Genomic DNA, 12,401 nt, shown 5'->3' on the forward strand with positions numbered 1-12,401 from the left:
CCCCAACTCCGGCCCCGGATCCACCACCAGATCCACGCCTCGCGCGAGCCCTCGGAGCAGACCCGGAAGCCGCCGTACCCGCCGCAACCCCAGCAGCGCTCCCGCCCCTCACAGCCAAGAACCGCCACCACATCAGAGCCGGCAGCCGCAAGGGCACCTGAGTTCGCGGCGCGCCCTACGCGATCACCTCAGCGACGACCCCAGCGACGACCTCAGCGACGAACCTAGCGCCGACCCGACTTGAACATCCCCCGCGCGATCTCCCGGGCGGCGGTGCGCATGAAGTCCTTGAAGGCGCTCGACTGCACGACATCGCTGATCAGACCGCCGTCGTCCTTCTTCTTCGCGGCCTCCTTGCGCTCCTGCGCCTGGTCGAGCTTCTCCTGGCGCAGCTGCTCCTTGAGCTTGGCGTCCTCCTCGGCCTTGCGCGCGCCCTCCTCGAGCTTGGCGGCGAGCTTCTCGCGGGCGGACTCGCGGTCCACGGCCTCGGCGTACGTCGCGTAACGGGGGCTGGCCTTGACCGTGGCCTCCATCGCGGCCGGGTCGGCGGGGCCCATCAGCGACTCGGGCGCGCGCAGCCGGGTCCAGGCCACGGGGGTGGGGGCGCCGCGCTCGTTCATCACGGTGATGACCGCCTCGCCGATGCCGAGGCTGGTGATCACCTCGCCGAGGTCGTCGTAGGCCGAGGTCGGGTAGGTGTTGACCGTCGCCTTGAGCGCCTTGGCGTCGTTGGGCGTGTGGGCGCGCAGCTGGTGCTGCACCCGGGAGCCGAGCTGCGCCAGCACGTCGTCGGGCACGTCGGTCGGGCTCTGCGTCACGAAGAAGACGCCGACCCCCTTGGACCGGATCAGCCTGACGGTCTGGGCGATCTGGTCGAGGAAGGCGTCGGAGGCGTCGTGGAAGAGCAGGTGCGCCTCGTCGAAGAAGAAGACCAGCTTGGGCTTGTCGATGTCGCCGACCTCGGGCAGGTCGTGGAACAGGTCGGCCAGCAGCCACATCAGGAACGTCGAGAACAGCGCCGGCCGGTCATTGAGGTTGGGCAGCTCCAGGAGGCTGATCAGCCCCTTGCCGTCGGCGGTGGTCTGCAGGAAGTCCTTGGACTCGAACTCCGGCTCCCCGAAGAACAGGTCGGCGCCCTGGTCCTGGAAGGCGATCAGCTCGCGCAGGATCACCCCGGCCGTCGCGGTCGACAGGCCACCGAGGCTCTTCAGCTCGGGCTTGCCCTCGTCGGAGGTGAGGAACCCGACCACGGCACGCAGGTCGGCCAGGTCGAGCAGCGGCAGGCCGGCCTTGTCGGCGTAGTGGAAGATCAGCCCGAGGCTGGACTCCTGGGTGTCGTTGAGGCCGAGCACCTTCGACAGCAGCATCGGCCCGAACGCCGTCATGGTGACCCGCAGCGGGATGCCGGTGCCCTGGCCGCCGAGGGCGTAGAACTCGGTGGGGAAGCCGGTCGCGGTCCAGGTCTGACCCACCGACGCCGCCCGGGCGTCGATCTTCGCGCCTCCCTCACCGGGGACGCTCAGCCCCGACAGGTCGCCCTTGATGTCGGCCGCGAAGACCGGCACCCCGTTGGTGCTGAGCTGCTCCGCGAGCAGCTGCAGCGTCTTGGTCTTGCCGGTGCCGGTGGCACCGGCCACCAGGCCGTGCCGGTTGACCATCCCGAGCGGGATGCGGATGTGGACGTCGGCCAGGTCGGTGGCGTTGAGCATCAGGCCACCGAGCTCGAGCGCCGGCCCCTCGAACGCGTAGCCCGGCGCCACGGCGGCGGAGATCGGGTCCTGCTCGGCCGCCGGCTCGGCGGGCTCGGCCGGCTCGGCGGGCTCGGCCGGTGCGGGGGACGCCTCGGCGGGAGCGGGTGGCGCCTCGGCCTCGGCCGGGGGTGCCGCGGCGTCGGGGTCGGCGGACTCGGGGGCGGCGGCGTCGGGCGTCTCGCTCATGAGCGGCAAGCCTAGTCTCGCCGGGCCGGTCGGCGTACCGCCGGATCGCGCGGACGGACACCGGCTCCGCCGTGGTTAGACTCGCGGGCGTGATCTTCAAGCGCGTCGGCGAGGGGCGGCCCTACCCCGACCACGGCCTGTCCGACAAGGGATGGGCCGACGTGCCGCCGCGCCAGGTGCGCCTCGACCAGCTGGTCACCACCAAGGACACCCTGCAGCTGGCCACCCTCCTCGACGAGGACTCGACCTTCTTCGGCGACCTGTTCGCCCACGTCGTGGAGTGGAAGGGCGAGTACTACCTCGAGACCGGCCTGCACCGCGCGCTGCGGGCGGCGCTGCAGCAGCGCAACGTGCTGCACGCCCGCGTGGTGGCGGTGCAGGGCTGATGCCGCGCGGAGTCAAGACGGCCCTCACGCTGACCGCCCTGGTCGCACTCGTCGTCGTGGGGGGCATGTGGGGATGGGCGGCGTTCACCGAGCCCTTCCCCCAGCGCTCCGCACAGACGACGGCGTGCACCGACACGACGCTGGCCGCGGGCACCTCGCTGACCCCCGAGAAGATGCTGGTCGACGTCTTCAACGCCAGCGACCGGGTCGGCCTGGCCAGCCGCACCTCCGAGGAGCTCACCTCGGCGGGGTTCGCGGTGGGCCGCGCCAGCGACGCCCCCGACGGCACCAAGGTCAAGGTCGCCGAGATCTGGACCACCGACCCCCAGGGGCCGGAGGCGAAGCTGCTGCGTTCCTACCTCGGCAAGCGCGCCAGGATCACCAACGCCGAACCGCTCGACGACGGCGTCACGCTCGTGCTCGGCCCCAAGTTCAAGCAGGTCACCAAGGGCAAGAAGTCCCTCGAGCTCGCCGAGGACACCACCGTGTGCGTCCCTCCGGCGCCGGAGTGAGCAGCCCCGTCAGGCGCCGAGGCTGAACCGCCGGTCCACGGTCCACCGACCGCCTTCGCCCTCGACCAGCAGGGTGAGCCGCTCGGCACGACCCTCCACCGGGAGCTGGGACAGCACCGAGGCCTCCGCCCGTTGCAGCGCCGATCGGTCGTTGCCGTGTCCGATCGTCAGGTGCGGGATGACCTCGTCGAACGCACCGCCGTACGGCGGCTGATCGGGGAAGGCAGCCCACAGCAGCTCGGTGAGACGCACGAACGGCTCCGGTGGCTCCGGTGCCAGGTAGACCACGTCGTCCCCGAACCACGCCGGCGTCGAGAAGCGGTAGGAGAAGGTCTCCACCGACCCCGCGATCGCCGCGACCCGATCATGTACTCCCTCGTCGAGCTTCTCAACGGGCACGAAGGGAAACAGCACGGTCACGTGCGCGGGCACCCCCAGCGACGCCAGAGGGTCGAGGCGCAGACGGTGCTGCGCCACGGTCGACTCCGCCGCCGGAACCTCCACCACCAGCCCCGAACGGCCACCGGTCATGCTTCACCCCTTCCCCGGGTCGGCGTGCAACCACTGGGCCAGCCGGCCGCCGGCGGAGACCTCGCGGAGCCGGCGCTCGGTGTCCTCGCGGGCGTCGCGCGGGGTGACGATGAGCAGGTCGTCGCCGTGGCGGAGGACGGTACGCCGTTCGGGCACCAGCGTCCGGCCACCCCGGATCACCATCGACACCGAGGCACCCACCGGCAGCCGAAGCTCGCCGACCTCGACACCGTGCATCTTCGAGACCGGGCTGATCGTGACCTGCAGCAGGTCGGCGGCGATGCGTTCCAGCGGCGCCACCTCGACGTCGAGCCCCCGGGGCTCGGAGCGGCGCGCCACCCGAAGCACCTTCGCCACCCAGGGAAGCGTGGGCCCGGTGAGCAGGGTCGCGACGACGACCAGGACGAAGACCAGGTCGAACAGCCGGCGGGAGGACTCGACGTGCTCGGCGTAGGGGATCGTCGCCAGGACCACCGGCACCGCACCGCGCAGTCCCGCCCAGGACAGGAACGTCTTCTCCCGCGCGGACAACCCGCTCCCGATCGAGGACACCACCACCGACAGCGGCCGGGCCACGAAGGTGAGCACGACCACCGACCACCAGGGCCATCCCCAACGTGGACGGGGTGATCCGGCCGGGCGAGACGAGCAGCCCGAGCATCACGAACAGCCCGATCTGGGCGAGCCAGGCCACGCCCTCGGCGAAGGACCGGGTCGCGGCGCGGTGCGGGAGCTCCTGGTTGCCGAGCACGAGCGAGCCGACGTAGACGGCGGCGAACCCGGAGGCGTGAACGCCCGCGCCGGCGCCGTAGGCCAGCAGAGCCAGGGTCAGGAAGGCCAGCGGGTAGAGGCCGGACGCCGGCAGCGCGACCCGGCGCAGCACCCACGCCCCGGCGAAGCCGATCGCCAGGCCGACCAGCACGCCGGCGACCAGCTCGTAGACGATGATGCCGGCCACGGCGGGGCGCCGTACTCCGCGACCGCGCCGGTCGAGATCAGCGTCACCAGCACCACGGTGGGGGCGTCGTTGAGCCCGGACTCGCCTCCAGGCGCCGACCAGCCGCTGCGGCAGCGGCACCACCCGCAGCACCGAGAACACCGCGGCGGCATCGGTCGGCGACGTGACCGCGCCGAGCAGGACCGCGAGCTCCCACGGCATCCCCAGCAGGTAATGCCCGGCGACCGCGACCACCGAGACCGACACCGCGACCCCGACCGTGGCCAGCAGGAAGCCGAGCCGCATCGACGGCCGCACCTCCCGCCACGAGGTGGTGAGACCACCCTCGGCCAGGATCAGCGCCAGCGCGCCGAAGCCGATCGCGTGCGCGACCTCGGGGTTGTCGAACTGGATGCCGGCGCCGCGCTCCCCGAGCGCGACCCCCATCAGGAGGTAGATCAGCAGGCTCGGCAGCCCGGCTCGCGAGGACAGCCGGACGGCCAGGATGGCCAGGAACGTGACCGCGGCGCCCACCAGCACGAACGTGTCGAGCTGGTGGAGGTCGAAGGTCACGAGGCTCCTTCGGCGGCGCGCGGGCGGTGAGCACGATCCTATCGGGGCCGAGAGTGCGTCCCTGCATCGGTGGTCCGGGGGTGGATGGCGAGCGGCCGCGCCGAGGGGGCACGATGGCGGCATGAGCGGCGACACGACCGAGCGGTACGCCGTCGCCGCGCGCGCCGCCGTACCCCCGTTCCACGTGATGGACCTGCTCGCCGCCGCGGCGGCCCGCCAGGCCTCGCACGGCGACCTGGTCAACCTGGTGGCCGGACAGCCGATGACCGGGGCGCCGGAGCCGGTGCGCCGCGAGGCGATCCGGCTGCTGGAGTCGGGCGACCCGCTGGGCTACACCGTGGCCACCGGCATCCCCGAGCTGCGCGCCGCGATCGCCGGGCACCACCGACGCGCGCACGGCATCGAGGTGAGCCCCGACGACGTGGTGGTCACGACGGGCTCGTCCGGAGGCTTCCTGCTGGCCTTCCTCGCGGCCTTCGACGTAGGCGACCGGGTGGCGATGGCACGGCCCGGCTATGCCTGCTACCGCAACGTGCTCGCCGCGCTCGGCTGCGAGGTCGTCGAGATCCCGACCGGGCCCGACGACCGGTTCCAGCCGACGGTCGCGCAGGTGGAGGAGCTGGTCGCCCGCACCGGGCCGATCGCCGGCCTCGTGGTCGCCTCACCGGCCAACCCGACCGGCACCATGCTGCTGCCCGAGGAGCTGGCCGCCCTGGCCCGCTGGTGCGAGGAGCACGGCGTCCAGCTGGTGTCCGACGAGATCTACCACGGCATCGAGTACGCCCCGCTCGACGGCGACGAGGCACTGGCCCGCAGCGCCTGGGAGACCTCCCGCGAGGCGATCGTGTTCTCGTCGTTCTCGAAGTACTTCTCGATGACCGGCTGGCGGATCGGCTGGATGCTGGTGCCCGAGCGACTGCGCCGCGCGGTCGACGTGCTCACCGGCAACTTCACCATCTGCCCGCCGGTGATCGCCCAGCGCGCCTGTCTCGCGGCCTTCGACGACGCGTCGTACGCCGAGCTCGACGGCCACGTCCGCCGCTACGCCGTCAACCGGCGGCTGCTGCTCGAGGGCCTGCCCCGGCTGGGCATCGACCGGCTCGCCCCGGCCGACGGCGCGTTCTACGTGTACGCCGACCTCGGCCACCTCACCGACGACTCGATGGCCTGGTGCCACCGCACGCTGGCCGAGACCGGCGTCGCGCTCACCCCCGGGGTCGACTTCGACCCCGAGCACGGTCACCGCTTCGTGCGGTTCAGCTTCGCCGGCACCACCGAGGACATCCACGAGGCGCTCGACCGGCTTGGTCGCTACCTCGGCTGACCTCGTCGGCCGGCGACGTCAGGAAACCGTCGCCGTGGCGAGGTGGGTGGCGATGTCGTAGGAGATCGTGACGGTCGCCCCCTCAGTCACGGACAGCGGGATGTTGGGGCCGTTGGCCACGCCGCCGGCGCCGTAGTTCTCGTCCCACGACAGGCCGTGCGCGACCTTGAACTCGTAGTCGCCGGCCGGGAGCAGCGTGGTCACCCAGGTGTAGGTGCCGTCGCCGTCGGGGTCCTGCAGCCACGGTCGCATGCAGTCGGGCTGCCAGTCGCCCGGGCAGCCCAGCGCGCTCTGGTAGCTGCCGGGTGCGGTGATGATCGGCCCCTGCGCGTCGCTGGTCACCCAGTGCGTGCCGTGGTCGTAGTAGAACGTCACGGGGGCCGCCGTGGTGGTCAGGTCGATGTTGGGCCCGTCCGGGACCGCGCCGGCGCCGTAGTTCTCCTCCCACGACTTGTTGATGGCGACCTTGTAGCCCCAGCCGCCGGCCGGGAGGGTGTAGGTGCCCTTCCAGATCTGGTCGTCGGGATCGAGCGCGAGCTGCGCCTGGTCGCAGTCGGGCGCCCAGTCGGTCGCGCAGCCCATGGCCGTGTTCAGCGTGCCCGGGACGCTGACGTTGTCGGGCTGCACCACGACGCCGCCGCCACCGCCGGTGGGCGGCTTGGGCGGGTCGCCCACGACGGCCGAGGTCGACGCCGCCGACAGGTGACCGCGCGGGTCGCGGACGACGGCGCGGTACTCCAGCACGGTGCCCTTGGTCAGCCCGGTGACGTCGTGGAAGACCCGGTAGGGCGCGTTGTCGTCGACGCCGAGCTTGGTCCAGTCGCGGGTGCCGACCGGGCGGTAGGAGAACGACACCTGGTTGAGGCCCGCAGCGCCGGTTCCGGTCAGGTCCACGCCCACCTCCGCACGGCCGCCGACCGTGCCGGTGGTCGGGGTGCGGAAGGTGACCGCCGGCGCCTGCTTGCCGACGTCCATCGGCTTGCTGGCGCGGAACACCACCGCGGACAGCGGCGGCACGGTCACGGTGACGGACCCGTCGGCGCCGGACCGCACCGAGCGGCGGCTGCCGTAGACCGGCTTGAAGGTCGCCCGGGAGGTGCCGGTCACGAACGTCGCCGACGACTCGGTGGCGGCGTTGTTGAGCGCGACGACGTACTCCCGCGGATGCTTGCTGCGCGAGACGCGGGAGAACGCGAAGACCCCAGCCTCGTCAGCGGCGTAGCGCGGCAGCTGCGCCCCGTTGGCGAGCGCCACGTTGCTGCGGCGCAGGTGGGACAGCGACCGGATCTGACGGTAGAGCGGGTGCGAGGGGTCGAAGCGGTCCAGCGACCCGGACGGCCCGGCGAGCACCTTCTCGGTGGCGTACTGGTCGGTCTGGGTGGCGAACATGTCCTCGCGCGCGTCCTTGTCGCCGCCGAGGCCGATGAAGCCCTGCTCGTCGCCGTAGTAGACGACCGGCTGGCCGCGGGTGAGGTACATCAGGTCGTTGGCGAGCTCGACCCGCGCCAGCAGGTCGGCGTCGTCGCTGGCGGCGCCCTGCAGCATCATCGCGACCCGGCCCATGTCGTGGTTCCCGAGGAACGTGGGGAGCTGGTAGGCGTTGGAGTCGGTGTCGGTGTAGTAGTCGTCCAGGGCATAGAAGTCGGCCATCTTCGTCGGCTCGGAGCCGGAGGCGAACGGCACCGCCTTGGCCTGGAAGCCGAAGTCGAGGGTGGCCTGCAGCCGGCCGTTGGTCGTGAAGGTCGAGAGGTACGCCGGGTTGCCGTCGTAGACCTCGCCGAACATGAAGAAGTCGTCGTTGCCCAGGCCGTGGGCGTAGTCGAGCAGGGCCGGCGAGAACTGCTGCCAGAACTCGATGTTGACGTGCTTCACGGTGTCGATGCGGAAGCCGTCGATGCCGAGGTCGGCCCAGGACTCGTAGACCTTGGTCATCCCGTCGACCACCTCGGGCCGCTCGGTGAACAGGTCGTCGAGGCCGACGAAGTCACCCCACTCGCTCGACTCGCCGGCGAAGGTCGAGTCGCCGCGGTTGTGGTACATCGTCACGTCGTTGAGCCACGCCGGCACCTTGACCGTCGCGTCGGCCGGCGTCGGGAAGACCGGGTGGTAGGGGAACGACACGTTCGGGTCGAGCGCCGGGAAGTCCGCCGAGCCGGCGACGGCATGCGGGTCGAACACGTTGCCGTCGGCGTCGCGGTAGGGGCTGGTGGTCGAGGGGATGTAGCCGTAGGTGCCCTCCTGGTAGGAGATCACGTCGGCCGTGTGGTTGGTGATGATGTCGAAGAACACCTTCATGCCCTTGGCGTGCGCCTGGTCGATGAGGTTCTTCATGTCGTCGTTGGTGCCGAGGTGCGGGTCGATCTGGGTGAAGTCGGTGATCCAGTAGCCGTGGTAGCCCGCGCTCACGTTGGCGCCCGTGCCCTGGACGGGACGGTTCTTGAACGACGGGGTCAGCCAGATGGCAGTGGTGCCGAGCCCCTTGATGTAGTCGAGGTGGCTGGTCACTCCCTTGAGGTCGCCACCGTGGTAGAAGCCCTTGTCCGTGGGGTCGAAGCCGGTCTCGAGCCGGCCTCCGGTCAGGCCGCCGAGGTCGTTGCCGGTGTCGCCGTTGGCGAAGCGGTCGGCCATCAGGAAGTAGAACCGCTCCTTGGTCAGCGAGGAGCGGAGCGAGGTGCCGGAGCGGCCCCAGTCGCCGCGGGTCGGACCGCCGAGCACCTCGGCCCGCACGGTGAGCAGGTGGGTGGCCTCGTCGAAGGAGAAGGTCAGCCGGGCGTCGCCCTCGAGGACGAGTGGGAGGTTGGGACCGTCGGCGACGCCGCCCGCGCCGTAGTTCTCGTCCCAGCCGTCGTTGACCGCGATCTTCATCTCATAGCTGCCGGCCGGCACGTCATAGGCACCGCTCCAGACGCCGGTGGCCGGGTCGAGCGTCAGGTGGGTGGCCGCACAGGCGGGGTCCCAGTCGGTCGGACACCCCAGCGCGGCCTGCAGGCTGCCGACCAGGGTGACGCTGTCGGTCGCGGCGCGCGAGGGTCCACTCGGCAGCACCACGAGGGCAGCGACCAGCGCTGACGCGAACGCTGCCCAGAGTGCGGCCGGCAGGCGCAAGGTGGCGGACGGACGGCGGCGAGACGGCATCACGGACTCCCATGCACTAGGCCCCCGAGACGGGGCGGCGTGTGTCGGCCCTCACAACTGGCCGTCTCCGCACCGTAGCGGGGTGGCGCGGTGCTGTGAACCCCGCGTCGAGCTCCCCGAAGGCGGCTCATCCCCAGGCGCGCGGTGCCGTGGTTTGTGGTCGCGCTCGGCGGGGCAGGAACACCAGCACGCGAGAGAGGTGGGGCGATGTATGGCGACACGACGGTGATCCGCGGCCTCGGAACCCGCATGCGGGACCAGGCGGAGGACCTGCGCGGCCAGGCCGACGAGCTGCTGGCCCGGGCCGAGGGGGTGGCCTGGCAGGGCTGGGCGGCCGACGCGATGCGCACCCACGCGCGCGACCGGGTCGCCGCGCTGCGCACCACCGCGACGGCCCACGACGACGCCGCCGGCGCGCTCGACCACCACGCCGCCGAGGTCGACCGTCTCACCGCGCTGATCGCGGCCCTCGAGCAGCGGGCCCGCCGGCTGATCGCCGCCGCCCGCGACCGGCTGGCGGCGCTGGCGCATCGTCTGCTCGACGGCCTCGCCGGTCCGCTGCCGGACCCCCTCGACCAGCTGCTCGACCGGTTCGTCCCACCGCCCAGCGGCCACCGCGACTGGCTCGACGTCGACCTCCCGGGGCTGCACCGGTGAGCGCCACGAGGGTCCGGCTCGGGGCACCCCCGACGCCGCGACAGCAGCTCGCCGACCTGCCGATGCGACTGCCGCTCAGCCCTGGCGCCGTCGCGTGGCTGGCCACCGCCGCCGGCGTGGAGCTGCCCTGGCACCGACCCACCACCCCCTCACTGCTGACCACTCGGCTGTCGGGGCCGGGAGCCTCGCCGCCGATCGCCACCGACGAGGCGGCGCGGGCCGAGCTGCGTGGTCTCGGGGCGCTCGACCGCGACGGGCGGGTGCGGCCGACGGTGCTCACCGCACTCGCGGCCTTCGCCCGCGCCGAGACGACCGTCGACGTCGTGCTGGTCCGCCGGCTGTCCGCAGGTCCGGTGAGCCTGCATGCCTGGCACCGCCGGTGGGGCGACCGGGTCACCTGGCTCACCGCGGCCGGTGGCGCTGTCGAGCTCGGCTGGTGCGGCCTCGGCCACTGGCACGCCCAGCTGACGGCCCTGCCCGCCGGCGCTCAGCAGGGACCGCGCGACCGGTGCGGTCCCGGGCCTCGGGTCGGGTTGACCCTTCCCCTCCCCCTGGTGCTGGGCACCGGCACCGCCGCCACCGAGGGTCGGGCCGACTTGCTGGAGGAGCTGCTGAGCCGTCCCGACGCGACCGGGGAGACCGAGCAGCTCCGGCTGCTTCACGAGGGTGCGAGCGCCCGGCTGCGCGCGACCGTGGCGGGCCACGGCCCGGCCGGCGACCGGCGGCTCGGCATCGTGAGCTGGCTGCGCTACGACGACGGCTGGCGGTCCCTGACCCCGGTCCACCGCGACGGCCAGGCCTTCGTCCGGGTCGACCCGGTGCCGCCGACCCGGCTCGGCACCGAGGTGGCCCGCCTGCTGCGTGGGGTGGCCGGCCGATGACCCCCGACCACGACGGCACGATCACGCCGGTCCCACCCGGCGAGGTGCGCGGCGGCGCCGCCGGCCTGGCCGCGCAGTACGCCGAGATGCGCGCCCTCGCCACGGCGTACGACACCGCGGGCAACCGGCAGCGCGACCAGGCCGGGCTCGGCAGTCGGGTGCTGGCCGACACCGACCTGCTGCAGTCGGCGCTGCTCTCGCCGTTGACCTTCGCCGACGCCGAGGCCGCGGTGCTCGCCGCCACCCTCGGGCCCGACGGTCTGCTGGTCGCCTCGCTGGCCTGGGAGGCCGACGCGCTGCTGGTCCGGGTGACCATCGAGGCGTTCGAGTCGACCGACGAGCTGGTCCGGCTCACCTTCGAGGTCGTCGACTACTCCCTCGGCCGGCTCGCGGGGTTCGCCCTCGGCGCGGCCTTCGTGACCGCCGCCGCCACCGCGCCCCTGTGGCTCCCCCCGCTGGCTCTCGACGCCGCGGGCGCCGCGACCATCTACGGTCTGCTGCCGCCGGCGCTCCAGGAGCGGCTGCGCAAGGCCGGCGGCCGGCTCACCGACGACCTCACCGACGACGTGCAGCAGTGGCTGGTCGACCACCCCGGGGCCGTGCAGCACCTCGTCAACGGCGGCGGTGGCGTCATCGACGGCTTCTGGGACGGGGTGACCCCGGGGCCGTGGGGGTTCCCGCCGGTCACGCCGACCACCGAGGACGCCGCCGGTCTGCTCGCGGGGCTCTACCCGCCCGACGGGCCGCCGCACGTCGACGTCCGCGACGACCTGTCGAGCCTCGGCGGCAGCCAGCCGGTGCCCGGCAGCCTGGCCGACGTGATGACCCATCTCGACCAGGTCAATGGATGGTCCGACGCCGACCATCCCGCCGACAACGGCACCATCGAGATCCAGACGTGGACCGGTGGCGACGGCGTGCCTCACCACATCGTCTATCTCCCCGGCACCGACGACCTGACCACGCTGCCGTGGACGGCCGACGACGACGTCCGCGACCTGCCGACCAACCTCCTGGCCCTCAACGGACAGAGCACCACCTACGCCGAGGGCATCCTCTCGGCGATGCACCAGGCCGGCATCGCCCCCACCGACACGGTGATGCTGGCCGGCCACTCGCAGGGAGGCATCGAGGCCGCGTGGATCGCCTCGCACAGCCAGGAGTTCCACGTCACCCAGGTGGTGACGGCAGGGTCCCCCGTCGCGGGCCTCGGCGACTACCCACCCGGCACCCAGGTTCTCTCGCTCGAGCACCACGGCGACGTGGTCCCGTTGCTCGACGGGGAGGACAACTCCGACGCCGCCAACCACGTGACCGTCACCTTCGACGACCACGAGACCAGCGTCGGCGGCAACCATGCGCTGTCCCACTACGTCAACGGCGCGGCCGGTGTCGACGCCTCGACGCACCCCTCGCTGACGGCCGCGCTCGCCGACCTCCACGACGACGGCTTCCTGACCGGCGAGACCACCGACGTGGCCTACCAGGCGTTCCAGATCACCCGGCGGCCCTGAGCCTCGGGGCCGAG

10 protein-coding genes and 1 pseudogene are annotated in these 12,401 nt (G+C 72.5%); 6 read left to right on the plus strand and 5 right to left on the minus strand.

From position 1 onward, the window contains the following. Positions 1-224 precede the first annotated feature (224 nt). A complete protein-coding gene (locus tag R2740_RS17495; RefSeq protein ID WP_371303980.1) occupies positions 225-1,937 on the minus strand; it encodes a helicase HerA-like domain-containing protein in 1,713 nt (570 codons plus the stop codon). An 89-nt stretch (positions 1,938-2,026) separates the two neighbouring features. Here R2740_RS17495 and R2740_RS17500 point away from each other — a divergent pair, with 89 nt between their 5' ends. Further along, positions 2,027-2,323 (plus strand): type II toxin-antitoxin system VapB family antitoxin, encoded by a 297-nt coding sequence (locus R2740_RS17500; protein WP_371303981.1) that lies wholly within the window; start codon positions 2,027-2,029, stop codon positions 2,321-2,323. Next, positions 2,323-2,835 (plus strand): LytR C-terminal domain-containing protein, encoded by a 513-nt coding sequence (locus tag R2740_RS17505; RefSeq protein WP_371303982.1) that lies wholly within the window; start codon positions 2,323-2,325, stop codon positions 2,833-2,835. The genes R2740_RS17500 and R2740_RS17505 overlap by 1 nt, the downstream gene beginning before the upstream one ends. A gap of 9 nt (positions 2,836-2,844) precedes the next feature. Here R2740_RS17505 and R2740_RS17510 read toward each other — a convergent pair whose 3' ends face one another. The 3 genes and pseudogenes from R2740_RS17510 to R2740_RS17520 all read right to left on the minus strand — a co-directional run. After that, positions 2,845-3,366, minus strand: coding sequence for a 2'-5' RNA ligase family protein (locus R2740_RS17510; protein ID WP_371303983.1), 522 nt, complete (start codon positions 3,364-3,366; stop codon positions 2,845-2,847). Positions 3,367-3,369: 3 nt separating this feature from the next. Continuing rightward, positions 3,370-3,960 (minus strand): cation:proton antiporter, encoded by a 591-nt coding sequence (locus tag R2740_RS17515; RefSeq protein WP_371303984.1) that lies wholly within the window; start codon positions 3,958-3,960, stop codon positions 3,370-3,372. Positions 3,961-4,027: 67 nt separating this feature from the next. After that, positions 4,028-4,999, minus strand: a pseudogene (locus R2740_RS17520) (cation:proton antiporter); the annotation flags it as partial. Here R2740_RS17520 and R2740_RS17525 point away from each other — a divergent pair. Continuing rightward, complete coding sequence (locus tag R2740_RS17525) at positions 4,998-6,200, plus strand: pyridoxal phosphate-dependent aminotransferase (protein WP_371303985.1); 1,203 nt, start codon at positions 4,998-5,000, stop codon at positions 6,198-6,200. The pseudogene R2740_RS17520 and the gene R2740_RS17525 sit on opposite strands and share 2 nt — an antisense overlap. 18 nt (positions 6,201-6,218) lie before the next feature. On the opposite strand, the gene R2740_RS17530 is transcribed toward R2740_RS17525, so the two are convergent. After that, the gene (locus tag R2740_RS17530; RefSeq protein WP_371303986.1) at positions 6,219-9,335 is read right to left on the minus strand and encodes an alpha-amylase family glycosyl hydrolase; all 3,117 of its coding nucleotides are present in this window, start codon (positions 9,333-9,335) and stop codon (positions 6,219-6,221) included. Between the two features lie 249 nt (positions 9,336-9,584). On the opposite strand from R2740_RS17530, the gene R2740_RS17535 reads away from it, so the two are divergent. From R2740_RS17535 to R2740_RS17545, 3 genes are read left to right on the plus strand one after another with little or no spacing between them, the layout of a single operon-like run. Beyond that, positions 9,585-9,992, plus strand: coding sequence for a hypothetical protein (locus R2740_RS17535; RefSeq protein WP_371303987.1), 408 nt, complete (start codon positions 9,585-9,587; stop codon positions 9,990-9,992). Further along, positions 9,989-10,873 (plus strand): hypothetical protein, encoded by an 885-nt coding sequence (locus R2740_RS17540; protein ID WP_371303988.1) that lies wholly within the window; start codon positions 9,989-9,991, stop codon positions 10,871-10,873. Before R2740_RS17535 ends, R2740_RS17540 begins: the two co-directional genes overlap by 4 nt. Next, complete coding sequence (locus R2740_RS17545) at positions 10,870-12,387, plus strand: hypothetical protein (protein WP_371303989.1); 1,518 nt, start codon at positions 10,870-10,872, stop codon at positions 12,385-12,387. Before R2740_RS17540 ends, R2740_RS17545 begins: the two co-directional genes overlap by 4 nt. Positions 12,388-12,401: the final 14 nt, after the last annotated feature.

This window comes from Nocardioides sp. (genome assembly GCF_041393715.1).
GTDB lineage: Bacteria > Actinomycetota > Actinomycetes > Propionibacteriales > Nocardioidaceae > Nocardioides.

Bases quoted from the DNA above. Each gene is read 5' to 3' on its own strand.
- R2740_RS17535 (WP_371303987.1), top strand. From the start codon at position 9,585: ATGCGGGACCAGGCGGAGGACCTGCGCGGCCAGGCCGACGAGCTGCTG.
- R2740_RS17530 (WP_371303986.1), bottom strand. From the start codon at position 9,335: ATGCCGTCTCGCCGCCGTCCGTCCGCCACCTTGCGCCTGCCGGCCGCA.
- R2740_RS17505 (WP_371303982.1), top strand. From the start codon at position 2,323: ATGCCGCGCGGAGTCAAGACGGCCCTCACGCTGACCGCCCTGGTCGCA.
- R2740_RS17510 (WP_371303983.1), bottom strand. From the start codon at position 3,366: ATGACCGGTGGCCGTTCGGGGCTGGTGGTGGAGGTTCCGGCGGCGGAG.
- R2740_RS17545 (WP_371303989.1), top strand. From the start codon at position 10,870: ATGACCCCCGACCACGACGGCACGATCACGCCGGTCCCACCCGGCGAG.
- R2740_RS17495 (WP_371303980.1), bottom strand. From the start codon at position 1,937: ATGAGCGAGACGCCCGACGCCGCCGCCCCCGAGTCCGCCGACCCCGAC.
- R2740_RS17525 (WP_371303985.1), top strand. From the start codon at position 4,998: ATGAGCGGCGACACGACCGAGCGGTACGCCGTCGCCGCGCGCGCCGCC.